The sequence below is a fragment of the Thioclava sp. F36-6 genome (assembly GCF_002020305.1).
Lineage (GTDB): Bacteria > Pseudomonadota > Alphaproteobacteria > Rhodobacterales > Rhodobacteraceae > Thioclava > Thioclava sediminum.
The window spans coordinates 595,031-619,313 of sequence record NZ_MPZX01000003.1; the positions used below are offsets into that span (position 1 = coordinate 595,031).

At 64.6% G+C, this 24,283-nt stretch carries 28 protein-coding genes and 2 tRNA genes; 16 read left to right on the forward strand and 14 right to left on the reverse strand.

Annotated features, from left to right (window positions below):
* Positions 1–20: 20 nt before the first annotated feature.
* Positions 21–446: a DUF2267 domain-containing protein gene (locus tag BMI88_RS16985; RefSeq protein WP_078550621.1), complete on the forward strand. Its 426-nt coding sequence runs from the start codon at positions 21–23 to the stop codon at positions 444–446.
* 13 nt (positions 447–459) lie between these two features.
* Here BMI88_RS16985 and BMI88_RS16990 read toward each other — a convergent pair whose 3' ends face one another.
* Positions 460–1,131 carry a phosphoribosyltransferase family protein gene (locus BMI88_RS16990; protein ID WP_078550623.1) on the reverse strand — a complete coding sequence of 224 codons (672 nt, stop codon included), beginning with the start codon at positions 1,129–1,131 and terminating at the stop codon, positions 460–462.
* A gap of 226 nt (positions 1,132–1,357) precedes the next feature.
* On the opposite strand from BMI88_RS16990, the gene BMI88_RS16995 reads away from it, so the two are divergent.
* The 3 genes from BMI88_RS16995 (at position 1,358) to BMI88_RS17005 (ending at position 3,846) form a co-directional block, all read left to right on the forward strand.
* Positions 1,358–2,068: an SDR family oxidoreductase gene (locus BMI88_RS16995; RefSeq protein ID WP_078550737.1), complete on the forward strand. Its 711-nt coding sequence runs from the start codon at positions 1,358–1,360 to the stop codon at positions 2,066–2,068.
* 19 nt (positions 2,069–2,087) lie between these two features.
* On the forward strand, positions 2,088–3,041 hold the full coding sequence (locus BMI88_RS17000) for an aldo/keto reductase (RefSeq protein WP_078550624.1): 954 nt from the start codon (positions 2,088–2,090) through the stop codon (positions 3,039–3,041).
* A 67-nt stretch (positions 3,042–3,108) separates the two neighbouring features.
* On the forward strand, positions 3,109–3,846 hold the full coding sequence (locus tag BMI88_RS17005; RefSeq protein WP_078550626.1) for a sulfite exporter TauE/SafE family protein: 738 nt from the start codon (positions 3,109–3,111) through the stop codon (positions 3,844–3,846).
* Here BMI88_RS17005 and BMI88_RS17010 read toward each other — a convergent pair whose 3' ends face one another.
* The 4 genes from BMI88_RS17010 to BMI88_RS17025 form a co-directional block, all read right to left on the reverse strand.
* A complete protein-coding gene (locus BMI88_RS17010) occupies positions 3,847–4,446 on the reverse strand; it encodes a DUF2927 domain-containing protein (protein ID WP_078550628.1) in 600 nt (199 codons plus the stop codon). It abuts the gene before it with no gap.
* 161 nt (positions 4,447–4,607) lie between these two features.
* On the reverse strand, positions 4,608–5,045 hold the full coding sequence (gene aroQ, locus BMI88_RS17015) for a type II 3-dehydroquinate dehydratase (RefSeq protein ID WP_078550630.1): 438 nt from the start codon (positions 5,043–5,045) through the stop codon (positions 4,608–4,610).
* 64 nt (positions 5,046–5,109) lie between these two features.
* Positions 5,110–5,934 (reverse strand): glycosyltransferase family 2 protein, encoded by an 825-nt coding sequence (locus tag BMI88_RS17020; protein ID WP_078550632.1) that lies wholly within the window; start codon positions 5,932–5,934, stop codon positions 5,110–5,112.
* 145 nt (positions 5,935–6,079) lie between these two features.
* On the reverse strand, positions 6,080–7,738 hold the full coding sequence (locus BMI88_RS17025; RefSeq protein WP_078550635.1) for a BCCT family transporter: 1,659 nt from the start codon (positions 7,736–7,738) through the stop codon (positions 6,080–6,082).
* Positions 7,739–8,086: 348 nt separating this feature from the next.
* Here BMI88_RS17025 and BMI88_RS17030 point away from each other — a divergent pair, with 348 nt between their 5' ends.
* Entirely contained in the window at positions 8,087–9,289 is a 1,203-nt protein-coding gene (locus BMI88_RS17030) for a M24 family metallopeptidase (RefSeq protein ID WP_078550637.1), read from the forward strand.
* 107 nt (positions 9,290–9,396) lie between these two features.
* Here BMI88_RS17030 and BMI88_RS17035 read toward each other — a convergent pair.
* A tRNA-Ser gene (locus BMI88_RS17035) sits at positions 9,397–9,486 on the reverse strand.
* Positions 9,487–9,665: 179 nt separating this feature from the next.
* Between BMI88_RS17035 and BMI88_RS17040 the strand changes: the two genes are divergently transcribed.
* The 7 genes from BMI88_RS17040 to BMI88_RS17070 all read left to right on the forward strand — a co-directional run bounded on the left by BMI88_RS17040 (position 9,666) and on the right by BMI88_RS17070 (position 16,593).
* Positions 9,666–10,766, forward strand: a complete 1,101-nt coding sequence (locus tag BMI88_RS17040; protein ID WP_078550739.1) for an AI-2E family transporter — start codon at positions 9,666–9,668, stop codon at positions 10,764–10,766.
* A 69-nt stretch (positions 10,767–10,835) separates the two neighbouring features.
* Positions 10,836–12,266: a protein adenylyltransferase SelO gene (locus BMI88_RS17045; RefSeq protein WP_078550639.1), complete on the forward strand. Its 1,431-nt coding sequence runs from the start codon at positions 10,836–10,838 to the stop codon at positions 12,264–12,266.
* Positions 12,267–12,293: 27 nt separating this feature from the next.
* Positions 12,294–13,013 carry an endonuclease/exonuclease/phosphatase family protein gene (locus BMI88_RS17050; protein WP_078550642.1) on the forward strand — a complete coding sequence of 240 codons (720 nt, stop codon included), beginning with the start codon at positions 12,294–12,296 and terminating at the stop codon, positions 13,011–13,013.
* A gap of 64 nt (positions 13,014–13,077) precedes the next feature.
* Positions 13,078–13,974 (forward strand): DMT family transporter, encoded by an 897-nt coding sequence (locus BMI88_RS17055; protein WP_078550644.1) that lies wholly within the window; start codon positions 13,078–13,080, stop codon positions 13,972–13,974.
* A gap of 104 nt (positions 13,975–14,078) precedes the next feature.
* Positions 14,079–15,353, forward strand: coding sequence for a phosphopyruvate hydratase (gene eno / locus BMI88_RS17060; RefSeq protein ID WP_078550647.1), 1,275 nt, complete (start codon positions 14,079–14,081; stop codon positions 15,351–15,353).
* A gap of 140 nt (positions 15,354–15,493) precedes the next feature.
* Entirely contained in the window at positions 15,494–16,168 is a 675-nt protein-coding gene (locus tag BMI88_RS17065; protein WP_078550649.1) for a haloacid dehalogenase type II, read from the forward strand.
* Positions 16,165–16,593, forward strand: coding sequence for a cupin domain-containing protein (locus BMI88_RS17070; RefSeq protein ID WP_078550651.1), 429 nt, complete (start codon positions 16,165–16,167; stop codon positions 16,591–16,593). The genes BMI88_RS17065 and BMI88_RS17070 overlap by 4 nt, the downstream gene beginning before the upstream one ends.
* On the opposite strand, the gene BMI88_RS17075 is transcribed toward BMI88_RS17070, so the two are convergent.
* Positions 16,594–17,040, reverse strand: a complete 447-nt coding sequence (locus tag BMI88_RS17075) for a DUF4405 domain-containing protein (protein ID WP_078550653.1) — start codon at positions 17,038–17,040, stop codon at positions 16,594–16,596. It lies immediately after the preceding gene.
* Between the two features lie 78 nt (positions 17,041–17,118).
* Positions 17,119–18,228: an anhydro-N-acetylmuramic acid kinase gene (locus BMI88_RS17080; protein WP_078550656.1), complete on the reverse strand. Its 1,110-nt coding sequence runs from the start codon at positions 18,226–18,228 to the stop codon at positions 17,119–17,121.
* Between the two features lie 59 nt (positions 18,229–18,287).
* Here BMI88_RS17080 and tyrS point away from each other — a divergent pair, with 59 nt between their 5' ends.
* From tyrS to BMI88_RS17095, 3 genes are all read left to right on the forward strand, one after another.
* Positions 18,288–19,538 carry a tyrosine--tRNA ligase gene (gene tyrS / locus BMI88_RS17085; RefSeq protein ID WP_078550658.1) on the forward strand — a complete coding sequence of 417 codons (1,251 nt, stop codon included), beginning with the start codon at positions 18,288–18,290 and terminating at the stop codon, positions 19,536–19,538.
* Between the two features lie 74 nt (positions 19,539–19,612).
* Positions 19,613–19,795 carry a DUF4169 family protein gene (locus BMI88_RS17090; RefSeq protein ID WP_078523133.1) on the forward strand — a complete coding sequence of 61 codons (183 nt, stop codon included), beginning with the start codon at positions 19,613–19,615 and terminating at the stop codon, positions 19,793–19,795.
* Positions 19,792–20,016, forward strand: coding sequence for a ribbon-helix-helix domain-containing protein (locus BMI88_RS17095; RefSeq protein ID WP_078523132.1), 225 nt, complete (start codon positions 19,792–19,794; stop codon positions 20,014–20,016). The genes BMI88_RS17090 and BMI88_RS17095 overlap by 4 nt, the downstream gene beginning before the upstream one ends.
* Here the strand turns inward: BMI88_RS17095 and BMI88_RS17100 are convergent.
* From BMI88_RS17100 to BMI88_RS17110, 3 genes are all read right to left on the reverse strand, one after another.
* On the reverse strand, positions 19,992–20,819 hold the full coding sequence (locus BMI88_RS17100) for a lysophospholipid acyltransferase family protein (RefSeq protein ID WP_246831916.1): 828 nt from the start codon (positions 20,817–20,819) through the stop codon (positions 19,992–19,994). The two genes, BMI88_RS17095 and BMI88_RS17100, sit on opposite strands and share 25 nt — an antisense overlap.
* Entirely contained in the window at positions 20,816–21,592 is a 777-nt protein-coding gene (locus BMI88_RS17105; protein WP_246831917.1) for a GNAT family N-acyltransferase, read from the reverse strand. Before BMI88_RS17105 ends, BMI88_RS17100 begins: the two co-directional genes overlap by 4 nt.
* A 165-nt stretch (positions 21,593–21,757) precedes the next feature.
* Positions 21,758–21,937 (reverse strand): DUF3553 domain-containing protein, encoded by a 180-nt coding sequence (locus BMI88_RS17110; protein WP_093477165.1) that lies wholly within the window; start codon positions 21,935–21,937, stop codon positions 21,758–21,760.
* 25 nt (positions 21,938–21,962) lie between these two features.
* Between BMI88_RS17110 and BMI88_RS17115 the strand changes: the two genes are divergently transcribed.
* Positions 21,963–22,577 carry a histidine phosphotransferase family protein gene (locus BMI88_RS17115; protein WP_078550660.1) on the forward strand — a complete coding sequence of 205 codons (615 nt, stop codon included), beginning with the start codon at positions 21,963–21,965 and terminating at the stop codon, positions 22,575–22,577.
* Positions 22,578–22,601: 24 nt separating this feature from the next.
* Here the strand turns inward: BMI88_RS17115 and BMI88_RS17120 are convergent, their stop codons facing one another.
* From BMI88_RS17120 to BMI88_RS17130, 3 genes are all read right to left on the reverse strand, one after another.
* Positions 22,602–23,867, reverse strand: a complete 1,266-nt coding sequence (locus tag BMI88_RS17120) for a glutamate-5-semialdehyde dehydrogenase (RefSeq protein WP_078550662.1) — start codon at positions 23,865–23,867, stop codon at positions 22,602–22,604.
* A complete protein-coding gene (locus BMI88_RS17125) occupies positions 23,864–24,124 on the reverse strand; it encodes an RND transporter (protein ID WP_078541348.1) in 261 nt (86 codons plus the stop codon). The genes BMI88_RS17120 and BMI88_RS17125 overlap by 4 nt, the downstream gene beginning before the upstream one ends.
* Before the next feature lie 82 nt (positions 24,125–24,206).
* Positions 24,207–24,283 (reverse strand) — tRNA-Asp (locus BMI88_RS17130).

The following is a 24,283-nucleotide window of genomic DNA, read 5'->3' on the forward strand; positions in this document are numbered from 1 at the left end:
CCAACCGGGAGGTTTGACCGATGAAAGTGACCGGCCTGAGTGCCATCGACCACGCCCCGCAGATCGTGGCGGAATGGCTCAACGATCTCGAATATCGCTTGGATAACAAGGACCGCAGCCACGCCTATCTGCTGCTGCGCACGACTTTGCACGCAATCCGCGATTTCCTGACCACTGCGGAAGCTGCCGATCTCGGGGCGCAGCTTCCGGTGCTGCTGCGCGGGATTTACTACGACGGCTTCGTGCCCTCGCGCCAGCCCGCGCATCCGCGCAATCGGGACGCCTTTGTCGGACGAGTGGCGGAGGCGTTTGCCGACCGCCCGCTCGACGATCCCGAAGCGGAAGTGGCGGCGGTGTTCGATCTGCTGCATGAACGGATTTCCGAGGGCGAATATCGGCAGGTCACGCAAGCGATGCGCCACTCGCTGCGCAGCCTGATCGCCTGACCGGGAGGGGCCGCTACGCCCGATCCTTGCCCAACGGTCGCGCCTGCGCCGTGGCGAGGATTTGCGCGACCTCCGCATCGGGAACCTGCCCGAAATAGGTGTAATAGGCCCCGACCGCCCCAAAATACGATGGCACCAGCGGGCAGATCACGCGGTCGGCCTCGGTGCGGATCGCCTCCAGAGCGTCCTCGGAGGCAACCGGGATCGCACAGACCAGCTCTTCGGGACCGGCGGCCCGTACCGCGCGCAATGCCGCGCGCATCGTGGCCCCCGTCGCCACCCCGTCATCCACGAGGATCGCGACCCGCCCGGCCAGCGGCAGACCCGGCGCGCCGTAGCGCTTGACACGGTCCGCGATCACCTCGCGCTCGCGGGCGGCGAGGCCCTCCAAAGTTGCCTCATCGCAGCCGCTGGCGCGGATCACATCGGCGTTGCGCACCAGCACCTCGCCACGCAGTCCCGCGATCGCCGCAAGCGCCACTTCGGGATTGCTGGGCGCGCCGAGCTTGCGCACGAAGACAAGATCCAGCGGCAGATCCAGGCGCTCGGCCACCTCCCACGCGACTGGCACTCCGCCACGCGGCAGCGCAAGAACCACCGCGTCGCGCCCGCGATAGGCCACAAGCTGACGCGCGAGGACGATCCCCGCCTCGGTCCGGTCGGTATAGCCTTCGAGATCACTCATGCGGGCCTCCCTTGCCCATGGACGCGGTCGGAAGCCAGCGTGCCGTGCCATCGAGGGCGCGGCATTGATTTTCGACAACGGTACACCGACGCAATCGCCGCCTAACCGCGCCGTGCTCCGCACAAAGTGAAAAGAAATTCGGGACCGCCGAAGCCCTGGCCCTATGTCGATCTGGAGCGGCTGCGGCGTGTTCGAACGCTGCCGGGCCAAGCAGGAGACCTTCGCCATGAGTTTGAAAGACAACCGCATTCTCGTCGTGGGCGGCTCGTCCGGGATCGGCTTCGGCGTGGCGCAGGCGGCGCTCGCGCGCGGCGCACGGGTCACAATCGCCTCGCGCTCGGCGCAGAAGGTCGACGAGGCCTGCGCGCGGTTAAGCGGTTCCGTCGAGGGCGTAACGCTCGACACCGGCGATGCGCCCGCGTTGGAGGCCTTCTTCGCGGAGCGCGAACCGTGGGACCATGTCTATTGCTCGGCGGCTAGCACCAAGGTCGCCGCGGTGAAGGATTTGCCGCTGGAAGACGCACAAGCCTCTTTCGAGTCGAAATTCTGGGGCGCTTACCGCCTCGCCCGCGCGGCCAAGGTCGCGGAAGGCGGATCGCTCACTTTCACCTCGGGTTTTCTGTCGCAACGGCCCAAATCCGGCGCGGCGATCCAGGGCGCGATCAATGCAGGGCTCGAAGGGCTGACCCGTGGCCTCGCGCTGGAATTCGCGCCGGTGCGGGTTAACTGCATCTCTCCCGGGCTGGTGAAAACCGAGATGTATGACACGCTCGAGGGCGATGGACGCCGCGCGATGTTCGACAATGCGGCCGAGCGTCTGCCCGTGGGTCAGGTCGGCCTGCCCGAACATATCGCCATTCAGGCGCTCGCCCTGATGGACAACCCTTACATGACCGGCTCCACCGTCTTTGTCGAAGGCGGCGGGCTGCTGATCTGAGCAAGCGAAAGGACCTCCCATGAAACGCACCCCCCTCGGCACGACAGGCTTCGAGATCGCCCCCATCGTCTTTGGCGGCAACGTGTTCGGCTGGACGCTGGACGAGGCCGAGAGCTTCCGCATCCTCGACGCCTTCGTCGACCACGGGTTCGATGCGATCGACACGGCCGATGTCTATTCCAAATGGGCCGAGGGCAATTCGGGCGGCGAATCCGAGACGGTTCTGGGCCGCTGGTTCGAGGCGCGTCCGGGCATGCGCGAGAAGGTGAAGCTGTTCACCAAGGTCGGCTCGGATATGGGCGGACCGGGCGAGAAAGGCCTCGGTGCGGAGTGGATTTCCAAGGCCATCGACCGTTCGCTGGAGCGGCTGAAGACCGATCACGTCGATCTCTATTTCTCGCATTGGCCCGATGACAGCGTCAGCCATGCCGAGACGCTGGCCGCCTATGACAAGCTGCTGAAGGCAGGCAAGATCCGCGCGATCGGGGCCTCGAATTACGATGCCGATCTGCTGATGGCGGCACTGGAGACCGCGGTTGCAGAAGGTCTGCCGCGCTATCAGGTGATTCAGCCGGAATATAACCTTTATGACCGTGACGGCTTCGACGGGCCGCTGCGCGACCTCTGCCTGCGGGAGAATATCGGCGTGGTCACCTATTTCTCGCTCGCCGCCGGGTTCCTGTCGGGGAAATACCGCTCGAAAGCCGATCTTGAGGGCCGCAAGCGTGGCGGAATGGTCGAGAAATACCTGACAGATCGCGGCATGGCGATCCTCGACGTGCTTGAAGACGTGGCCAGCCAGAAAGGTGCGAAACCGGCCGAGGTCGCGACGGCATGGTTGATCAACCGCGAGGGCGTCAGCGCTCCGATCGCGAGCGCCACAAGCCTCTCGCAGGTGGAAAGCTTCGCGAAGGCCGTCGAGATGAGCCTGACTGACGAAGAGATGCGCCGCCTGACCGAAGCGGGCGCTTAATCTTTCCTAACACTCGGGCGGCCCGCCGGGCCGCCCGATCCACCCTTCCCGACCGGACCCCACTTACATGTATGAAACCGTTTTGCTGATCGTGGCGGCCCTGATCGTCGGGATGTCGAAGGGTGGGCTTTCGACCGCTGCGGCCATCGCGGTGCCGATGCTGGCGCTGTTCATGAACCCCGTGAAAGCGGCGGCGACGCTGCTGCCGGTCTATATCGTGACCGATTGGGTGGGCGTCTGGCTCTACCGCCACCATTTCTCGAAGCGGAACCTCTATATCCTCGTGCCTGCGATCCTCGCGGGTGTGGCCATCGCAACCCTTATCACGCCCTACACACCCGAATGGGCGCTGCTGGTCTTCACTGGGTTGATCGGGATCTGGCATGTCGCGCGGGCGTGGTTGAAACGGCATGACGATAGCCAAGGCGAAGCCCGCGTCGTGCCGGGACTGTTCTGGGGCACGCTGACCGGGATCGCGAGCTTCATCACCCATTCCGGCGCGCCGCCGGTGCAGGCTTACCTCCTGCCGCAGAAACTGCCGAAACTGGAATTCGCGGGCACCATCGCCATCGCCTTCGCGATCGGCAATATCGTGAAACTGCCCGCCTATTGGGTGATCGGCCAGCTCGACGGGCTGAACTGGTCGCTGGTCGCGGGGCTTGCGGTGGCGGGGATCGCGGGCACCGTTGCGGGGCGCTGGCTGACCGCGCGGCTGTCGCAGCAGCTCTACATGCGGGTCATCCAGATCATGCTGGCGGTGCTGTCGGTTCTGCTGCTGATCCGCGGCGGGATGCAGGTGATGTGATCAGCGCGGCGGGTAATGGCTGCGCAGGGTCATCGCGTCCTGCCCGATCAGCCGCGTAACCGAATTCCCGTTCTCTGAGAAGATCGAACTTTGCGTATAGTACGGGTCTTCCAGATCGGTCGAGAAGCCCAGCGATTGCACGATTTCCTCGAGTACGACCGAGCGGATGTCGCGCATCTGGATGTCCCGGCTGAAGGCGATATCGGCATCGGTGATCCGGCCCGTATTCGTCTGCCAATAGAAGGTCACTTTCGCGACCGTGCCCCGACCGAGCCGCCTGCCGTTGAGGCGGTGCGAGGGCGTTCCCCGCACGGTGCCGCCAACGGGCGTGTCGGTCAGATAGAGATTGATATCCGCGGGGCGCGCCCCGGCATAGCTCAGGTGCAGCGCGGCGCCGGTCTTGTTGATCTGGTCGATCGCCGCGCGGGCGGCCTCTTCGATGGCATGGGCGCGCTTGGCGGGGAAGTGCTTTGAGCGGAAAGCGAGGCCCACCGTCAGATCGCGGCACTTGCTGGCTGCCCATCGGCGATAGGGCAAGGTGCAGGCGCCCCCGGGTCGCGCGGCGCAGGCCATCGCTCGGTAGAAGTCGCGATCGCTCATCTTGCCGGAACTGGCGATGTTGCGATCGGCGGCGGTGTCGCGCGCCTGCGCGGGGAGCGCGAGGCTGAGTGCAAGCGCAAGGCAGGTGGCGCCGGGGGCGACACCGCGGGCAATACTTATTGATTTTTCAAATGCTTGCAGACCGATCTTAAAGCCCTCTCTTAACTTAGAACCGAACAGGCGCGGCGGGTGGCGAGGGCGTAACCCTCAATTCCGAAGCCCGCCAGAACCCCCTCTGCGCGTTGCGAGATGAAGGAATGATGGCGGAAGTTTTCCCGCTTGTGAACATTCGAAATATGCACCTCGAAGACCGGCCCCTCGAAGGTGTTGAGCGCATCGAGGATCGCGACGGAGGTGTGGGTATAGGCGCCGGCATTGATCACGATGGCACAGGCCGCGTCGCGCGCGCGGTGGATCTGTTCGACGATCTCGCCCTCGAAATTCGACTGAAACAGCGCGACCTCGAAGCCCTTGGGCTGCGCCTCCTCGCGGCAGATCCGCTCCACGTCCTCGAGCGTGTCCGAGCCGTAGATCTCGGGTTGGCGCTTGCCCAGAAGGTTCAGGTTCGGGCCGTTGAGGATATGGATGGTCTTCGACATTCTGCGCTCCGGATGGCGCGTGGGACGGGTGCGCCCTGCCCCCAGCGCGGATCATTTCCCCAAGCTATAGGGCCTTGCGCGGGTTCGCGTCCAGCAAAAGGGCGTGATCGGCTGGTGTGGTGGCGCCTTGGTCACGCTCGACGAACTGGCGCAGCTTGGAGAGGTTCTTGCGCGCGAGCACGCCGAGCGCCGAGACCGGCCCACCCAGATGATTGGCACGGATCGCCCGGTAGTCCTCGGCCATCTTGCGCCGCAGATGCGCGAGCGAGCGGTTGCTGACGCCGCCCAGCCGCATCTTGTAGAGAAGCTCCGGCAGGTAGACCGCGCGACCTTGGGGCGCGCTAAAGACCCGCAGCATGAAGTCGTAATCCGCCGCGATCCGGTAAGAGGTGTTAAAGCCTCCCAGCCGCGCATAGGTGGAACGCCGCAGGTAGAGCGTCGGGTGCGCGGGTGCCCATCCCCGGCGCAGCTTGGCCGGGGTGAAGCCGCCATTGGCCCAGTGACGGATCACCGTATCAGGGTCGCCGCGCAGAACATAATCGAGATTGGCGAAGACCGCCTCGACCTGCGGATCGGCAAAGGCGGCGGCGACATGGGCCAGCGCATCACGATGGGCCAGCATGTCATCGGCATGAACGAAGCCGACCACCTCGCCCGTGGCCCGCGCGATACCCTTGTTGAGCGCATCGTAGAGGCCCCCATCGGCCTCGCTGAAAGCTATCATCCGAGAATGGCGCGCAGCCTCGATCGCCGCGAGAGAGCCGTCGTGCGAGCGCCCCTCGATGATAAGATGCTCGAGATTACGGTGGCTCTGCCGCGCGACCGAGGCGATGGCATCGCCGACGGTGTCCTCAGCGTCATAGACCGCAGTAATCAGGGAAATCTTCATCGACCTTACCCATCCGTTAGGAACTCCACTAACGCTGCGTCAACACGATTAAGAAATCCCTAACGCCAAATCGCGGCCCCTCCTGCGCGCCGCATGGAAAGGCCGGGCGCTGTGGCCCGGCCTTCTCTCGTCTTCGATCTTGCGATCATTCCGCAGGTTTAGCCTGCGCGCCCTGCGGTGCGGGCGGCGGGGTCGGATCGGCCCCGTAGAGATCGCCCGGCAATTCGGAGGGCATCGCATGATCGGCCTCCTCGTCGCTCTGGTAGCGCTGGTTGTGGCGATAGAGCATCAAGGGGTCCCATCGCAGCGCTTTCAGCAAGCCGATGAGGATGAAGAAGCACACGATCGCGAAGGGGAAGCCCGCGACGACCGCCGCCGCCTGCAGCGCGTTCAGCCCGCCTGCGAGCAGCAGCACCGAGGCCACCGCGCCTTCCGTGATCGCCCAGAAGATCCGCTGCACCTTCGGCGGATCGGCATCGCCGCCTGCAGTCAGCATGTCGATCACGAAGGAGCCCGAGTCCGAGGAGGTCACGAACCACATCACGATCAGGATCACCGCGAAGCCAGACATCAGGCTCGCCAGCGGGAAATGCTCGAGCAGCGCGAACATCGCGTCGCCATAGGCATTCTTCGTCGCATCCACGATGGTGCTGTCACCGCCCAGCGAGATGTCGAGCGCGGTGCCGCCGAAGGCACAGAACCAGAAGAACATGATCGTTGTCGGCAAGAGCATCACGCCCACCACGAATTCGCGGATCGTGCGCCCTTTCGAGATGCGCGCGATGAATACGCCCACGAAGGGCGACCAGGAAATCCACCACGCCCAGTAGAAGATGGTCCAGCTATTCTGCCACGAGCCGTCCTTCTGCCACGCCTCGGTCCGGGAGCCCCAGCTGACGAGCTCCGCAATGTAATCGCCATAGCTTTGGACGAAGAGGTCGAAGATGAAGATGGTCGGGCCGACGATCACCATGAAGGCGAGGAACACGATCGAAAGGCCGATATTGAGGTTCGACAGCCGCTTGATCCCGCCATCGAGGCCCGCCACGACCGACAGGGTCGCCGCCGCCGTGATGCAGGCGATGATGATGATCTGCACGAAGGGCGATTGGTCGATGCCGAAGACGGTGCCGAGGCCCGAATTGATCTGCATCGCGCCCAGACCCAGCGAGGTCACGATCCCGAACATGGTGCCGAAGACCGCGAGAATATCGACCGCAGAGCCCCACGGCCCGTAGATCTTCTCGCCCAGAATTGGATAGAGCGCCGAGCGGATCGTCAGCGGCAGGCCCTTGCGGAAGTGGAAATAGGCCAGCGCCAGCGCCACGACCGCATAGATCGCCCAGGCCTGGAAGCCCCAGTGCATGAAGGCGATGGTCATCGCTTGCCGGGCGGAGGCTTGGGTTTCCGCCTCACCGACAGGCGGGGCGAAGAAGTGATACAGGGGCTCGGCCACGCCCCAGTAGATCAGACCGATCCCGATCCCGGCGGAGAACAGCATCGCCGTCCATGAAAAAAGCCCGTAAGCGGGCTTGTCGGTCATGCGACCCAGTCGGATATCGCCGTAAGGCCCGAAGGCGAGAAAGACGGTCGCGGCGAGAAACAGGTTCACCTCGACGATCAGCGCCCAGCCTAGATTGGTCGCGAGCCAGTCCTGCAAGCCGGTGAAGAGCGCCTTGGCCTGATCGCTAAACATGGCGCCGAAGATGATGAACCCGATGATGAGGACCGCAGAGACGAGGAACACCGTCTTGTGGACCTTGGGGAATATGAACAGCCGTTCTTGCGGCATCTTATCGTGCATTGGTCTCCCTTTCTGTTGGTGCGCCGGATCGCGTCGGTTGACGAGACTGGGCGCCCAATCCCCGCACGTCTCGGCAGGGTTCCCTCGGATCGATCAATGTTTCATGCGTGCGCCGGGTTCCGCCGATTTGTGAAAAAGCAAATCGCACGCGACGGAATGAGGGGACTTGGCAGCGAGGAGATTTTCGCCCAATCTGCCGCGCAGGGCTGAAGGCGATGGCGTCGCCGGCGCAGCTTGCGCCTGCCCTGTCTCACCCATCCTGCACGCCGGGATCTTGCTTTGTCGCAGCGCGCGACGGGGGAAGATCGTCCCTCGGCGCGCTGTGGCCTCTGATAAGGAAGAGTGCCGATGGACCGTCCTGCTTTTTACCGTTTTCACCAAGGCGAGCGCATCCTGCCCTTCGCCGCCACCGAATACGACGCACGGCTCGCGGGTCTGCGCGCGGCGATGAATGAGGCGGGCATTGATGCCTGCCTGTTCAACTCGATGCATAACATCGCCTATTATTCGGGCTTTCTGTACTGCGCCTTCGGGCGGCCCTATGCGCTGGTCGTGACACCGACCGACAGCGTGACGATCTCGGCAGGGATCGATGCCGCGCAGCCGTGGCGGCGCTGCCATGGCGACAACATCACCTATACCGACTGGGCGCGGAACAATTACTGGCGCGCGATTGCCTCGGTGACGGGCAAGCGCCGGGTGCTGGGCGTCGAATCCGATCACCTGACGCTGGCGCAGGCAGCGCTTCTGCAGGATTTCCTCGAACCGTCGGTGACCCATGACATTGCTCCGGCCACGATGCGCCAGCGGATGCACAAATCCCCCGCCGAGATCGACCTGATCCGGCAAGGCGCGGCCGTCGCCGATGTGGGTGGCTACGCGATCCGCGAGGCGATCCGCGAAGGCGTGCGCGAGATCGACGTTGCGATGGCGGGCCGCGACGCGATGGAGCTGGAGATTGCCAAGCGCTTTCCCGAGGCCGAATATCGCGACACCTGGGTCTGGTTCCAGTCGGGGATCAATACCGATGGCGCGCATAACCCGGTCACGGGGCGCGTGTTGCAGCGCGGCGATATCCTCTCGCTCAACACCTTCCCCATGATTTCAGGCTATTATACAGCGCTGGAGCGGACGCTCTTCGTGGGCGAGGTCGACGACGCCTCGCGCGCGATCTGGGAGGCGAATGTCGCCGCTCATGAATACGGGATGAGCTTGCTTAAGCCGGGCGCGAGTTGTGCCGAGGTGACCGAGAAGATCAACGCCTTCTTCGCCGAGCGCGACCTGCTGCAATACCGCACCTTCGGCTATGGCCACAGCTTCGGGGTGCTGTCGCATTACTACGGGCGCGAAGCGGGGCTGGAGCTGCGCGAGGATATCGACACGGTGCTGGAGCCCGGCATGGTGATCTCGATGGAGCCGATGCTGACGATCCCCGAGGGCCAGCCCGGTGCAGGCGGCTACCGCGAGCACGACATCCTCGTGATCACCGAGGCCGGCGGCGAAGACATCACCGGCTATCCCTACGGGCCGGGCTTCAACGTGGTGGGGTGACGTGAACCGAACACGCGGGCGGCGCGCCTGCCCGCGTGGACATGACCGAAAAGAGATCACGCGTTGCCTGCGCAAAGCGGGTATTATTGGCGAATGCTGGGGAATTATGGCGGAGCGGAAGGGATTCGAACCCTCGAGACGGTTCCCCGCCTACACACTTTCCAGGCGTGCGCCTTCGACCACTCGGCCACCGCTCCGCCGGCGGGTTTATCCGCAAATCCGGGCGGGATGCAAGACCCGATCCGGAATAATGCGCAGGTCATGAAAAAGCCCTGAAATCACGCGGGTTCGGCGCTTGCGCGCCTGCGCGGCGGCTCCTAGCATAAGAAAAACAGGTTACGCCCCCGTCAGGGTCAGGCACAGGAAGATGATGAAGATGAAGGACACTCCCGATGAGGGCCGCCCTGCCCTGATCGATGGGCGCGCGTTCGAGCCGCGTGCGCTCACCAATGTGCTTCTGGGCATCATCGCCTTCGCGCTGGCGCTGTTCCTGATGGTGCAGGCGAAGTTCATCCTGATCTCTCTGGCCATTGCGATCATCCTGTTTTCGCTGACCTCCGAGGCGATCAACGCGGTCGGACGGTTGCGGATCGGGCCGGTCTCGATCCCGCCGCGTCTGGCGTCGCTGGTGGCGCTGGCGCTGATCGCGGGCGGGCTGCTGACGCTGAGCGCGGTGCTCATCTCTCAGGTGAACACGGTCGTGACGATGGTGCTGAACTATGCGGGCCCCGCGCAGCAGGCGATCGCGCAGCTCTTCGGCTGGATGGGCCCTGAGGTCGAGCAATCGGTGCTGGAATCGATGCAGAGTATTCAGGTGGCGGGCTATCTGACCACCTTGGCGGGTCAGGCCTCGAACCTGCTGTCGGCCACAATCCTGATCATCCTCTTCGTGGGCTTCCTCTTTGCCGAGCGGATCTGGTTCGATGCCAAGCTCAACTCGCTGATGGGTGATTCCGAGAGCGCCGAGCGGATCGCGCGAATGGTCGGCACGATCATGCGCCGGGTGAACCACTACCTTCTCGTGAAAGCCATCGTCAGCGCGGTCACCGCCGTCGCGGTCTATGGCGTCTTCACCGTGGGCGGGTTCGATCTGGCGCTGCCCGTCGCGATCATCACCTTCGCGCTGAACTTCATCCCTTCAATCGGCTCGATCATCGCAACCGTCATCGCGACGCTCGCGGTCTATGTGCTGACCCAGAACCCCTATACCGCGGGCACGGTGCTGGTCGCGGTCGGCATCCTGCAATTCGTGATCGGCAACGTGATCGACCCGATGCTGATGGGCCATGCACTGCGGCTGTCGAGCTTCGGGATCATCATCTCGCTCGCCTTCTGGGGCGCGGTCTGGGGGCTGCCGGGGATGTTCCTCGCCGTGCCGATCATGGTGGCGCTGATGATCATCTGCGCGCAAAGCCCGCGCCTGCGACCCTTGGCGGTGCTGCTCTCGCGCGAAGGTCTGCCCGATATGGACCATTGAGGGCTGCGGGTCATCCACGGGGATTGGATTGACCGGCACATGGCTTAGATAGGGAGGCAAGGAGACCCCATGACCATTCCCTTCGATAACAGCTATGCCCGCCTGCCCGACAGCTTCTTCGAGCGTCAGCCGCCCCAACCGGTAAAAGCGCCCGAGCTGGTGATCCTGAACCGCGACCTTGCCGAGCGTTTGGGTCTCGATGCAGATTGGCTGGAAAGCCCCGAAGGTCTCGCGATGCTGGCGGGCAACACGATGCCCGAAGGTGCCGAGCCGATCGCGCAGGCCTATGCGGGCCACCAGTTCGGTGGCTTCGTGCCGCGTCTGGGCGACGGGCGCGCGGTGCTGCTGGGCGAGATCGTGGCGCCGGACGGCGCGCGGTTCGATCTTCAGCTGAAAGGCGCGGGGCGCACGCCGTTTTCGCGCGGTCGCTCTGACGGGCGGGCGTGGATCGGCCCGGTGCTGCGCGAATATGTGCTGAGCGAAGCGATGGCGAAGCTGGGCGTGCCGACGACGCGCGCGCTGGCGGCGGTGCGCACGGGCGAGACGGTGGTGCGCGACGCCTCGGGGCGTCCCGGCGCGATCCTGACCCGCGTCGCGCGCAGCCATATCCGCGTCGGCACCTTCCAGTATTTCGCGGCGCGCAATGACCGAGAAGGATTAAGAACGCTCCTCAACACATTGATAGAGCGCCACTATCCCGATTGCGAAACACCACTTGAGGTGCTGCGAGCGGTCGCAGCAAAGCAAGGCGAGCTGGTCGCGAAATGGATGGCGATCGGCTTCATCCATGGCGTGATGAACACCGACAACATGGCGCTGTCGGGAGAAACGATCGACTATGGCCCCTGCGCTTTCATGGACCACTACCATCCGGGGCGCGTCTTCTCTTCCATCGACCAACAAGGGCGTTATGCCTATGCGCGCCAGCCGCAAGCGGCGGTCTGGAACCTCGCGCAATTCGCGACCTGCCTGATGCCGCTCATCGGTGACGATGATGCCGCCATCGAACAGGCGAGCGCCGCGGTCGACAGCTTCATCGGCGTCTATCAGCGCGAGTGGCTGCGACTGATGGGCCGCAAGATCGGCATCGCGGAAGCGACCGAGGACGATCTGCCACTGATCGAGGATCTGCTGAACCGAATGTCGACCGAGAAAGCTGATTTCACGAGCGTCTTCAGTGCGTTGCGGCGCGATCCTAAGACAGCGAGCAAGGAATTCACCGAGCCGATGGCCTTCGATCTCTGGCGCGAGGGCTGGGAAAAGCGGATCGCCAGTGAGGACGATCCGCGCTCCGTCATGGCCACCGCGAACCCGCTGCGCATCCCGCGCAATCACCGGATCGAGGAAATGATCGCGGCGGCGGTCGAAGGCGATGACGGCCCGCTCCATAGCCTCATGGCCGCGCTCGCGGATCCCTATGCGGAGGACCCGCGTTACGCCGCATATGAAGCTGCGCCGAAATCCGATGAACGGGTGTATCGGACCTTCTGCGGCACATAAAGAACACCCTGTAAGGCACTCAGAAAAATGACACTTCGGATCGCTTCCTACAATCTGCACAAATGCGTGGGGACCGACCGCAAGCATGATCCGGCGCGGGTCGTGAATGTCATCAATGCGCTGCATGCCGATGTGATCGCCTTGCAGGAGGTCGACAAACGCATGGGCGAGAGACCGGCGGCACTGCCGCAAAAGCTGATCGAGGAAGAGACCGACTTCATCCGGCACGACATGCCCCGCACCACCGCCGCCTCGCTGGGCTGGCATGGGCAGGTCGTTCTGGTGCGGCGCGGCTCGCGGGTGCTGGGGGTCGAGCCGGTCACCCTACCCGGTCTCGAGCCACGCGGCGCGATTGCGGTGAACATCGCGCCCGACAGCGGCGCGCCCTTCCTGCTGATCGCGGCGCATCTGGGGCTGCGGCGCACGGATCGGCGCGCGCAATGGGCGCGGATCGCGGAGATCATGGCGGGGGTCAAACCGCATCCCGCCCTCGCCATCGGCGATTTCAACGAGTGGCGCGCGCGGCACGGGTTCGAGGCGCTGACCGGGTTTCACATCCACGCGCCGGGCGCGACCTACCCCTCGCGCGCGCCGATCGGCCAGCTCGACCGGATCGTGACCTCGCCGGGGCTGCGCGTGGTGCGCAAGGGCGTGCTGGATACGCCGCTGGCGCGGGTGGCCTCGGATCACCTGCCGATCTGGGCCGATATCGGCGGCATTGTCACCCGGGCGCATCCCCGCGCGTGACGCGCCTTGAAGGCCGATCACACCCGCGCTAGGTGGGCCTTGACCATCCGGTCAGGAGCACCCCATGACACCCGAACCCACCGACCACGACAACCTGCGCGGCTCGATGCTGATGATCCTCGCGATGGCGGGGTTCGCGCTTGAGGATATGTTCATCAAGATGCTCGCGGGCGACTGGCCGGTGGGGCAAATTCTCGCCGCCGTAGGGCTTGGCGGCGCGACGATCTTCGCGGTGATCGCCAAGCTCAAAGGCGAACGGATCTTCACCCGCTCGCTGCTGTCCTCGGCGCTCTGGCTGCGCAACGTTGGCGAGATCGTCGGCACCGGCTTCTTCGTGTCCGCCGTGGCCTTCACCCCGCTGGCCCAGGCGACTGCGATCCATCAGGCGACGCCGCTTGCGACCACGCTTGGCGCGGCGATCTTCCTCAAGGAGCGGGTCGGCTGGCGCAGGCTCTCGGCTATTCTGGTCGGTTTTCTGGGCGTGCTGGTCGTGATCCGCCCCGGCACGGACGAATTCTCGATGCTCTCGCTTCTCGCAGTCGGCGCGGTCATCGGCCTGTCGATGCGCGACGTCACCACGCGACGCGTGCCGCGCGATGTGACCTCGCTGCAGGTGGCGACGCTGGGCTTCTTCTGCGTGCTGCCGCTGGGTCTGGTGCTGCTGGCGGTCCTACCCGAGCCGATCGTTACGCCCGAGCCGATGGATTGGCTCTACCTTGCGGGCGCGCTCGCAATCGGGCCGGTCGGTTACTACGCGCTGATCGCCTCGGTGCGGCTGGGCGAGATCGCTGTCATCATGCCGTTTCGCTATTCGCGCCTCGCCTTCGCCGTCGTGATTTCGACCCTCGTTTTCGCCGAGCCGCCGGATCGCTGGACGCTCATCGGCGGGGCGGTGATCGTGGGCTCTGGCCTTTACGCGCTGTGGCGTCAGGCCAAATTGCGTCGTGAAGGCCGCCGTTAGCGGTAACATTTCTTCCAGAAATCGCCCTTACGGCCTTTTCGCAGGCGCAGCACGGGTGTATGCACCTAGCCAAGCATCAACCGGAGCCCGAGGAGAGCGCCCCCATGAGCACCATCATCGACATCCACGCCCGCGAGATTCTCGACAGCCGTGGCAACCCCACCGTCGAAGTCGACGTGATCCTCGAAGACGGCACGATGGGCCGTGCGGCCGTGCCCTCGGGCGCGTCCACCGGCGCGCATGAAGCGGTCGAGCGCCGCGACGGCGACAAGGCCCGCTACATGGGCAAAGGCGTTCTGGAAGCGGTCATGGCCGTGAACGGCGAGATCGCGGAAAATCTCGTCGGCGAAGACGTCACCGAGCAGGTCGAGATCGACCGCGCGATGATCGAACTCGACGGCACCGAGAACAAGGGCCGCCTCGGCGCGAACGCGATCCTCGGCGTCTCGCTGGCCTGCGCGAAAGCGGCCGCTGATTTCTCGACCCTGCCGCTTTACCGCTATGTCGGCGGCACCTCGGCGCGCGTCCTGCCGGTGCCGATGATGAACATCATCAATGGCGGCGAGCATGCCGACAACCCGATCGACATCCAGGAATTCATGATCATGCCGGTCTCGGCGGGCAATATCCGCGACGCGGTGCGCATGGGCTCGGAAGTGTTCCACACGCTGAAGAAAGAACTTTCGACGGCGGGCATGACAACGGGTCTGGGCGATGAGGGCGGCTTCGCGCCGGAACTCAGCTCGACCACCGCCGCGCTCGACATCATCCTGAAGTCGATCGAAAAAGCGGGCTACAAGCCGGGCGAGGACATCTACCTCGCGATGGATTGCGCCTCGACCGAGTATTACAAGAACGGCAAATACGAGATGAAGGGCGAAGGCCTGTCGCTGACCTCGGAAGAGAATGTCGACTATCTCGAGAAGCTGCTGGGCGCCTATCCGATCATCTCGATCGAAGACGGTATGGCCGAGGACGACTGGGAAGGCTGGAAGCTCCTGACCGAGCGTCTGGGCGACAAGGTGCAGCTGGTGGGCGACGATCTCTTCGTGACCAACCCGACCCGTCTGGCCGATGGCATCAAGCAGGGCGTCGCGAATTCGATGCTGGTGAAGGTCAACCAGATCGGCACCCTGACCGAGACGCTGCAGGCCGTCGATATGGCGCATCGCGCGGGCTACACCAACGTGATGAGCCACCGCTCGGGCGAGACCGAGGACGCGACCATCGCCGATCTCGCGGTCGCGACCAACTGCGGTCAGATCAAGACCGGCTCGCTGGCACGTTCGGACCGGCTCGCGAAATACAACCAGCTGATCCGTATCGAGGAATCGCTGGGCGAGACGGCGGAATATGCGGGTCGCTCGATCCTGCGCTAAGCGCGTCTTGAATTGAGACACCCAAGCCCCCGGCGGAGCACGCGCTTCGCCGGGGGTTTTCGTTTCGCCTTCGGCGAGGATATTTGAGCCAAGCCGAAGGGGCGATTGCGCCGCGCCCTGATCCGCGTCACTGTCGGGCCATGATCAAGGCTCTGATTTTCGATGTGTTCGGCACCTGTGTCGATTGGCGCAACTCGGTCGCGCATGAGGTGGAAATCGCCTTTCCCGGGATCGATTCCCTTGCCTTCGCAGATGCGTGGCGCGCCGAATACGATCCTGCGATGCGGCGCATTCGCGACGGCGGGCGCGGCTATGTGGCGCTCGACGATCTGCATCGCGAGAACCTGCACCGGGTGGCGAAACGCTTTGCGGTCTCGGCGCCCGATAGCCTCTCGCATGTCTGGGAGCGGCTGACCCCGTGGCCCGATGTGGTCGGCGGCCTTCACGCGCTGAGGCGCCATGCGATCATCGCGCCCTGTTCCAACGGGTCCATCGCGCTGATGACGCGGCTTGCGCGCCATGCGGGGCTGCCGTGGGATTGCATTCTCGGCGCGGATATCGCCCGCGACTACAAACCCAAGCCCGAGGTCTATCTGGCCTCCTGCGCCGCGCTGCGCCTGCCGCCCGAAGAGGTGATGATGGTGGCCGCGCATAACGACGACCTCGCAGCTGCCCGGCCCTTGGGGCTGCAGACAGCTTTCGTGCCGCGCCCCACCGAATACGGGCCCGCTCAGGACAAGGACCTTGTGGCGAGCGAGGAATGGGACGCGATCGCGCCCGATTTCGAGACGCTGGCGAAGGAGCTTTTCGCATGAGTGAGGCCGACGCGATCATCGAAGCCCTCGGTCTCGCGCCCCATCCCGAGGGCGGACATTACCGCCAGACCTGGGAGGCGGAGGCCGCAGACGGTGCGCGCCCGGCGGGCACCTGCATCTATTTCCTGCTCAAAGCGGGCGAGCGCAGCCATTGGCACCGGGTCGATGCGACCGAGATCTGGCATTTCCACGCAGGCGCGCCGGTGCAGCTCGATATCGCGCCGCAGGAGGCGGGGCCGGTGCTGGAACTGCTGTTGGGCCCCGACGTGCTCGGCGGCGATCAACCGCAGGGGATCGTGCCCGCGGGCCAGTGGCAATCGGCGCGCTCCACCGGGGCGTGGAGCCTCGTCAGCTGCACCGTCTCACCGGGCTTTCGCTTCGAGGGGTTCGAGCTGGCTCCGAGAGGCTTCGACATCCCCCGCTGATCACCAGAGCCCGATGCTCGCCCAGCGGGATAGCTGATCGAGCCAGCTGATCGGCGGCCACCAGAGCAGCGTCAGCACGATCACCGCACCCACCAGCCCGACCGCCAGCGCCAGTTCGCGCCGGTGACATAGCGTCTGCGCCGCTGCCGACCACAGCAGGTTGCGGATCACCGGCCAGTGCAGCTTGATGTGCCAGACCCCGGCGAAAATGAAGAGCACCCCCATCGCGAGGTGCAACAGCTCCCAATCGGCGCGGTTCAGCGCGAGGAGCGACCAGTCGATATCCCGCGCCACCCGGCCCGAGGGCGCGATGCTGACGACGAGGCCGGAGATGACCATGACGACAAAGCTGAGCCCCGCGAGGAAGACCGCCGCGGCCCGGTTCGAGAACGGGGCCTGCTTGCGCGCCTGCGGCGTGGGACAGGGATCGGTTGGAGTTTCAGACATCGGACTACCCTCTTCAATGAGGCCGATCCTAGCGCCTTGCGCCGCGGCGCGGCATGATCGGCGTCAAGTGATATGAATTTAGCCGGGCCGCGAGACCTTGCCGCCGCCGATCAGCGCCGAGACCCCGGTCGTGGAGGGTCCCGAGGTCGCCATGCCGCGCGCGACACGCACCGCGAGATAGGCGAAGGCCTGCGCCTCGAGCATGTCGCCATCGAGCCCGATATCCTCGACGGGCTGCACCGGCACGTTCATGCGCCGCTGCAAAGCCACCATCAGCGCGGTGTTGAGCCGCCCGCCGCCGCAGACATAGATCGCTTTCGGCGGCGTCGGGTAATGCTCGCCCGCGCGAGCGACCGAGGCTGCGGCGCAGGCCGTGAGCGTCGCCGCCGCATCGGCATCGTCCAGCTCCGCGACGCGGGTCAGGATGTCGTGGAAATCGTTCCGGTCGAGCGATTTGGGCGGCATTTTCAGGAAATAGGGATGCATCAGGAAGGCCTCGACCATGGCCTCGTCGACCTTACCTGCCAGCGCCAATTCGCCGCCCGCATCGAACTCGGCCTTGCGCCGCAGCCGCATCAGGTCGTTGATCGGCGCGTTGGCGGGGCCGGTGTCAAACGCCAGAACGGCGCCCGGCACTTCTGCCGAGGGCTGGCGCGGATCGACCCAGGTGACATTGCCGACGCCGCCGAGGTTCAAAAACACCGCCGGCGCATCGAGCTTGGCGTATTTCGCGCAGGCGAAGTGGAAGAACGGCGCGAGCGGCGCGCCCTGCCCGCCCATCTCCACATCGGTGGAGCGGAAATCCCAGACCACCGGGCGCGACAGCACTTCGGCCAGAACCGAGCCGTCGCCGGCCTGATGGGTGCGGCGCGGGCCTTGCATCCCGTAGGGATCATGGGCGAGCGTCTGGCCGTGAAACCCCACGACCTGCGCCTCTCCCAATCCGCTGAGCAGTTCCGCATGGGCGGTCTCGACCACCTCGCAGGCGTCCTCCACCCCCGCCTCTCCGGGCCAATGCCCGAGAGCTGCGTGGAGCGTCGCACGCTCGGCCTCGGTATAGGGGCGGTAGTCGCTGCGGCCGAAATCGAGAATGCGGGTTCCGTCGGTCAAAACGAGCGCCGCGTCCACCCCGTCCAAGGACGTGCCCGACATGGCGCCAACTGCCCAGACCGGCCCGGATTTCAACATGGCTTCCCTCTCGTCGCCTGCCCCGATATACGCACGCTCAGACGAAAGGAACAAGCACGATGACCTACCATCCGAAATCAGACTTCATGCGCGTGATGATCGAGCGGGGCTTTCTGGCCGACTGCACGGATTATCAGGGGCTGGACGAGGCTTTGGCGAAGGGGGTCGTGCCGACTTATATCGGCTATGATGCGACGGCGAAGTCGTTGCATGTCGGCCACCTGCTGAACATCATGATGCTGCGCTGGCTGCAAAAGACCGGCCACAAGCCGATTACCCTGATGGGCGGCGGCACCACGAAGGTCGGCGATCCGTCGTTCCGCTCCGATGAGCGCCCGCTGTTGACGCCCGAAGCGATCGACGAAAACATCGCCGGGATGAAGCAGGTCTTCGCGAAATACCTCGATTACGGCGACGGACCGACCGATGCGCTCATGCTGAACAACGCGGAATGGCTCGACGGGCTGAACTACCTCGAATTTCTACGCGATATCGGGCGGCATTTCTCGGTCAACCGGATGCTGTCCTTCGAGAGCGTGAAATCGCGGCTGGATCGCGAGCAATCGCTGTCCTTCCTCGAATTCAACTACATGATCCTGCAGGCCTATGACTTTCTCGAACTGAACCGCCGCTACGGCTGCCTGCTGCAGATGGGCGGCTCGGACCAGTGGGGCAATATCGTCAACGGGATCGACCTGACGCGCCGTGTGCTCGATCACGAGATCTACGGGTTGACCTCGCCGCTTCTGACCACCTCGGACGGCAAGAAGATGGGCAAATCGGCCTCGGGTGCGATCTGGCTGAACTCGGACATGCTGAGCCCTTACGAGTTCTGGCAGTTCTGGCGCAACACGACCGATGCCGATGTCGGTCGCTTCCTGAAGCTCTATACCGAGCTGCCGGTGGCGGAATGCGAGCGTCTGGGCGCGCTGGAAGGCTCCGAGATCAACGAGGCCAAGGTGCGTCTGGCCAATGAGGTCACGGCGCTCTGCCACGGCTGGGACGCCGCGCATGCCGCCGAAGCGACCGCGCGCGAAGTCTTCGAGAAAGGCGGCGTGGGTGAGGATCTGCCGACGCTCACGCTGACGGTCGAGGAACTGGGCGACGGGATCAGCCTCGCGCAGCTCGTGGTCCGCTCGGGCCTTGCGAAATCGGGCAAGGACGGCAAGCGATTGATCGCGGAAGGCGCGCTCAAGGTCGATGACGAGACCTGCGCCGATCCGGGCCGCATGTTCACCGCGGCCGATCTGGAGACCCCGGTGAAGTTGAGCGCGGGCAAGAAGCGCCACGCGCTGGTCGAAGTCGAGTAAACCTCTCGGGCGCGCCTCATGCGGGCGCGCCCAAGCCCCTTTCCCGATCCGATCGGCTGTGGCAGTCTTTGCTTATGAGCAAGGTCACCAATCTCAACCAGTTTCGCAAACAGCAGGCCCGCGTGAAGAAACGCGAGCAAGGCTCTGTGAACGCTGAGAAATTCGGTCGCAGCAAGGCAGAGAAGACGCTGCAGGAAAGCCGCGCCACGAAAGAGCGGCGCGATCTCGACGGGCATCAGCGCGAGCACGACGAATGAGCCGACCGAAGAAACGCTCTCTGACGCTGGGCGGGCACCGCACCTCGGTCACGCTGGAGGATGAATTCTGGCGTGCCTTCCGCGACATCGCGACCGAAAAAAACCTTGGCCTCAACGAGTTGGCAGCCGAAATTGATGTAGATCGCGGCACCGAGACGGGGCTTGCCACGGCAATCCGCCTCTACGTTCTGGCCTATTACCGGGCGCGCGCGATCTCGTAAGGCAGGCCGCGACGCACGGCACTTTCCGCCGCCCAAGCCAGCTCCTTGCGCGAGCGATAGTCGGAGACGGAGAGCGGCGTGTGGAATACCATCTCGACCGCGCCTTGCCGCTTCTGGGCCAGCACCTTGATCAGATGCGGCCCGAAGCCCATATCGCCCCACCAGCCATAGAACCGCACATCCTCGCACGCAGGCGGCGTGTAGACGACGGTGACCGGCTGGATCTGCATCACGCGCTCCAGCCCGTGGCTGTAGAAGGCCTGAAACAGCGTCGGCTTGAACGGCAGCACCCGGCGCGCATCGGTAGAGGTGCCTTCGGGGAAGAACAGCAGGTGATGGCCCGCGCGGATGCGATCCTCGAACAGCCCCTGCTGCGTCTTGGCCTCGCGCGGGTCGCGCTTGATGAAGACGGTGCCGGTGGCCCGTGCGAGCCAGCCGACGAAGGGCCATTTGGCGACCTCGGCCTTGGAGACGAAATAGACCCGCTGGCAGGCGTTGAGCGCGAAGATATCGAGCCACGATCCGTGATTGGCGACCACCGCGCCGATCTTGGTCATCGGGCGCCCGGTGACGCGATAGGAGATCCCGAGGATCGGGAAGCTCATCCGGCACACCGCCTGCGTGATCCACGGCGTCCAGGGCCGCGCGAGCCCGTGAACCGGGCGCTCCACCAGCCGCACCAGCAGCAGCACGATCAGCCCGATCAGCAGCATCAACCCCCAGAACAGACCGCGCAACACAGCCCGCGTCCAATCGAGCGTGCCAAGCGGTTTGGGATCGGGCTCGTCCTCGATCCAGCTCACGCGCGGCCCTCGAAACGACGGGTGTAGAAGCTGCGATGCTTGTCGCTCATCGCCTTGGTATCCATCAGCAAAAGGACATCGGTGGTGTTGAAGGGACGGTCGATGAAGGCGCCCTCACCCACGAAGCCGCCAAGCCGAAGATAGGCCTTGATCAGATTGGGCATCTGAGCCAGCGCCGCGCGCCGATCCAGCGCCTCCTCGGGCACGAGGTCCATCGGCTGATAGGCTTCGGGCCGTGCGCGCGGGCGCATATGTTCGGGCGCAAGATGGTGGTGATGCAACCAGGAGAGCGGCGCTTTCAGCATCTCGGCATCGGTGCCGTGGAAGGAGGCCACACCGAAGAGAATCTCGATGTCATGGGCCAGCACATAGTCGGCCAGCGCGTTCCACAGAAGCAACATCGCCGCCCCGCCGCGATAGTCCGGGTCGACGCAGGAGCGGCCCAGCTCCAAGAGCTTGCGCCCCGTGCCGATCAGCGGCGCGAGGTCATATTCACTGTCGCAATAGAACTGCCCCGCCCGTTCCAGCCGATCCGAGGGCAGCAGCCGATAGGCCCCCACCACATGCTCGCCTTCCGCGCGTGCCGGGTCGACCAGCAGCAGGTGATCGTAGACGGGGTCGAGCCGGTCGCTTTCCAGACGATTTTCGTGATCGACCGTCTCACCGCCGCCGCCGAGCTCTTCAACGAAAACGCGATAACGGAGCCGCTGCGACGCCACGAGATCGGCGGCATCACGGGCCAGCCTGATTTCGAATGCGGCGCTGTCGATCACGGGCGTCCTCCTGCCGATCTTCGCTGGCCCGGTTTAGAAAGCCGCGCCCGGATTGGCAATATCGCGCGGTGCGCGCCGTGTCATCGGCGCATCACGGAGGGTTCAATCGCCACATCCCAAGGTTGAAGGTTTCCCACACGACCTCACGAAGCTGTTAACCATTCGTCAACTTTGTTCAGAGAAAACCAATTCCAGCGCGACCCGCCGCCCGTCCAGGACAAGCTTGCCTTGATGCTCGAAATTTACCGTCACTTTTTCGCCGATACGCGATTGAACCTGTCCGGTGCCCCAGTCGGGCTGGGCCGGGTTTCTGACCAGCATTCCGGGTTCGAGAATTTCATAGATCACATTTCACCTATTGGAGAGTTTAATGCCATTCGAGACCGCCAATGCCGGTACGGACGACGATGATTTGACCGCCCTTGTGGGCTCGCGCCTGTGTCATGACCTTATCAGCCCGATCGGGGCGATCGGCAATGGGGTCGAATTGCTGACCATGACGAGCGATGCGCCCGGCCCCGAGCTCGAGTTGATTACCCAAAGCGTGGCGGCGGCGAATGCGCGCGTCAAGTTCTTCCGGGTGGCTTTCGGGCGAGCCGGCGCTGAACAACAGCTTGGCGAGGCGGAGGTCTCCGGTCTGTTGGGCGAATTATCGGCGCAAAGCCGTCTGGACTACGAATGGAAAGTGCCGGGCGATGCACCGCGCGCCGAGGTGAAGCTGGCGTTTCTCGCGATGCTCTGCCTGGAGACCGCGCTGCCCTTCGGCGGCACGCTGCGCGCGCTGCCCTGCGGCGATGGCTGGATGATCACCGCGCGGTCCGAAAAAGCACGGCCTAATCGGGAAGTTTTCGCCGTGCTCGACGGCGCCCAGATGGAGCTGACGCCCGCGCGGGTGCAATTCGCGATGCTGCCGCGCGAGGCGGTGCGGCAGGGTCGCAGGCTCGACTGGTCGGTCGACACCGAGGGCGGCACGATCGCGTTCTGAGCGCTCAGGGATGTTCGGTGCGCCTTAGGGGCGCACCGAACCATGCCCCGTCACAAGATATTTGAACGATGTCAGTTGCTCGGCACCCACCGGGCCCCGCGCATGCATCTTGCCGGTCGCGATCCCGATCTCTGCGCCCATCCCGAACTCGCCACCATCGGCGAACTGGGTCGAAGCGTTGCGCATCAGGATCGCGCTGTCGAGCCGCTCAAAGAAGCGGTCGGCAGCCGCGTCATTCTCGGTCAGAATCGATTCCGTGTGCTGGCTGCCATAGCGGCGGATATGTTCGATCGCGCCATCCACGCCGTCCACGATCTTCGCCGCGCAGATCATATCGAGGAATTCGCGCCCGAAATCTTCCGCCCTCGCCTCGGTGACGCCCTCGATTTGCAGCAGATCGCCGGTCACGCGGACCTCGACGCCCGCCTTCAGCAGGTCCTCGATCAGCACGCCGCCATGGGTGTCCCAGAAGGCGCGGTCGATCAGCAGACATTCCATCGCACCGCAAATCCCGGTGCGTCGGGTCTTGGCGTTCACCACAACCGCCCGCGCCTGTTCCAGATCGGCGGCCCCGTCGGCATAGATATGGCAGATGCCCTCGAGATGGGCGAAGACCGGCACGCGCGCCTCGGCCTGCACCAGCCCGACGAGCCCCTTGCCCCCGCGCGGCACGATCACGTCGATGAATTCGGTCGCGCGCAGCATCTCGGCCACGGCGGCGCGGTCGCGGGTCGGCACAAGCTGAACCGCCGCTTCGGGCAGGCCCGCGGCACGCAGACCTTCGAGCAGGCAGGCATGGATCGCGCGGCTGGAATGGAAGCTCTCCGAGCCGCCGCGCAGGATCACCGCATTGCCCGATTTCAGGCACAGCGCGCCCGCATCCGCGGTCACGTTGGGCCGCGATTCATAGATCACGCCAATCACGCCAAGCGGCGTGCGCACGCGCTTGATATGCAGCCCCGAGGGCATGTCCCATTCCGCGATCGTGTCGCCCACCGGATCGCGCTGAGCCGCCACCGCCCGCAGGCCCTTGGCGATCGCCTCGATCCGCGCGTCGTCCAGCATCAGCCGGTCCATCATCGCGGGGCTCAGCCCCTTCTCCGCGCCGTAGGCCATATCCTCGCCATTGGCGGTAATGATCTCGCCCTTGCGCGCGAGCACCGCATCGGCGGCCGCTTCCAGCGCCTTTTTCTTCACCTCAGCGCTGGCGAAGGCCAGCTCCGCCGCCGCCGCACGCGCGGCCGCGCCCATCGTCTCGATCAGCCCTTTGGCGTCCATGTCGTCTTTCATTGCGCACCTCTACCGGATTTCCCGGTCTGTCCCGTCTTCACCCATTGCGCCAGCTTCACCGCCAGCACGATCCACGGCAGCCCGTGCATCACCAGATCGAACCAGTCGATCGGACGCACCAGCGTGCCCGCCACCAACATTTTCAGCTTTTCCCAGATATGTGGCTCTGGGGTGAATGGCGCGAGACCGAGCAGTGCTGCGAAAAGCACCGCCTGCAGAAGAGTGATGTGGTCGAAAACCTGTTTGATCCAGCGCATGCGCTCCTCCCGAAACTTCGCCCGGATATAAGCGATGGTAGCGCGGTTCACAAACGCAACTTTACCGTAAAGGAGGGGAAAGTGGCGCGGTTGACGGGGCTCGAACCCGCGACCCCCGGCGTGACAGGCCGGTACTCTAACCAACTGAGCTACAACCGC

What these genes read in the sequence shown, in the direction of transcription:
- BMI88_RS17010 (WP_078550628.1), bottom strand. Translation starts at nt 4,446, where the DNA reads ATGAGCGATCGCGACTTCTACCGAGCGATGGCCTGCGCCGCGCGACCC.
- BMI88_RS17040 (WP_078550739.1), top strand. Translation starts at nt 9,666, where the DNA reads ATGAAGGACACTCCCGATGAGGGCCGCCCTGCCCTGATCGATGGGCGC.
- BMI88_RS17055 (WP_078550644.1), top strand. Translation starts at nt 13,078, where the DNA reads ATGACACCCGAACCCACCGACCACGACAACCTGCGCGGCTCGATGCTG.
- BMI88_RS17020 (WP_078550632.1), bottom strand. Translation starts at nt 5,934, where the DNA reads ATGAAGATTTCCCTGATTACTGCGGTCTATGACGCTGAGGACACCGTC.
- BMI88_RS17075 (WP_078550653.1), bottom strand. Translation starts at nt 17,040, where the DNA reads ATGTCTGAAACTCCAACCGATCCCTGTCCCACGCCGCAGGCGCGCAAG.
- BMI88_RS17005 (WP_078550626.1), top strand. Translation starts at nt 3,109, where the DNA reads ATGTATGAAACCGTTTTGCTGATCGTGGCGGCCCTGATCGTCGGGATG.
- BMI88_RS17115 (WP_078550660.1), top strand. Translation starts at nt 21,963, where the DNA reads ATGCCATTCGAGACCGCCAATGCCGGTACGGACGACGATGATTTGACC.
- BMI88_RS16985 (WP_078550621.1), top strand. Translation starts at nt 21, where the DNA reads ATGAAAGTGACCGGCCTGAGTGCCATCGACCACGCCCCGCAGATCGTG.
- BMI88_RS16995 (WP_078550737.1), top strand. Translation starts at nt 1,358, where the DNA reads ATGAGTTTGAAAGACAACCGCATTCTCGTCGTGGGCGGCTCGTCCGGG.
- BMI88_RS17095 (WP_078523132.1), top strand. Translation starts at nt 19,792, where the DNA reads ATGAGCCGACCGAAGAAACGCTCTCTGACGCTGGGCGGGCACCGCACC.
- BMI88_RS16990 (WP_078550623.1), bottom strand. Translation starts at nt 1,131, where the DNA reads ATGAGTGATCTCGAAGGCTATACCGACCGGACCGAGGCGGGGATCGTC.
- BMI88_RS17025 (WP_078550635.1), bottom strand. Translation starts at nt 7,738, where the DNA reads ATGCACGATAAGATGCCGCAAGAACGGCTGTTCATATTCCCCAAGGTC.
- eno (WP_078550647.1), top strand. Translation starts at nt 14,079, where the DNA reads ATGAGCACCATCATCGACATCCACGCCCGCGAGATTCTCGACAGCCGT.
- BMI88_RS17050 (WP_078550642.1), top strand. Translation starts at nt 12,294, where the DNA reads ATGACACTTCGGATCGCTTCCTACAATCTGCACAAATGCGTGGGGACC.
- BMI88_RS17065 (WP_078550649.1), top strand. Translation starts at nt 15,494, where the DNA reads ATGATCAAGGCTCTGATTTTCGATGTGTTCGGCACCTGTGTCGATTGG.
- BMI88_RS17030 (WP_078550637.1), top strand. Translation starts at nt 8,087, where the DNA reads ATGGACCGTCCTGCTTTTTACCGTTTTCACCAAGGCGAGCGCATCCTG.
- tyrS (WP_078550658.1), top strand. Translation starts at nt 18,288, where the DNA reads ATGACCTACCATCCGAAATCAGACTTCATGCGCGTGATGATCGAGCGG.
- BMI88_RS17070 (WP_078550651.1), top strand. Translation starts at nt 16,165, where the DNA reads ATGAGTGAGGCCGACGCGATCATCGAAGCCCTCGGTCTCGCGCCCCAT.
- BMI88_RS17120 (WP_078550662.1), bottom strand. Translation starts at nt 23,867, where the DNA reads ATGAAAGACGACATGGACGCCAAAGGGCTGATCGAGACGATGGGCGCG.
- BMI88_RS17090 (WP_078523133.1), top strand. Translation starts at nt 19,613, where the DNA reads ATGAGCAAGGTCACCAATCTCAACCAGTTTCGCAAACAGCAGGCCCGC.
- BMI88_RS17125 (WP_078541348.1), bottom strand. Translation starts at nt 24,124, where the DNA reads ATGCGCTGGATCAAACAGGTTTTCGACCACATCACTCTTCTGCAGGCG.
- BMI88_RS17080 (WP_078550656.1), bottom strand. Translation starts at nt 18,228, where the DNA reads ATGTTGAAATCCGGGCCGGTCTGGGCAGTTGGCGCCATGTCGGGCACG.
- aroQ (WP_078550630.1), bottom strand. Translation starts at nt 5,045, where the DNA reads ATGTCGAAGACCATCCATATCCTCAACGGCCCGAACCTGAACCTTCTG.
- BMI88_RS17000 (WP_078550624.1), top strand. Translation starts at nt 2,088, where the DNA reads ATGAAACGCACCCCCCTCGGCACGACAGGCTTCGAGATCGCCCCCATC.
- BMI88_RS17045 (WP_078550639.1), top strand. Translation starts at nt 10,836, where the DNA reads ATGACCATTCCCTTCGATAACAGCTATGCCCGCCTGCCCGACAGCTTC.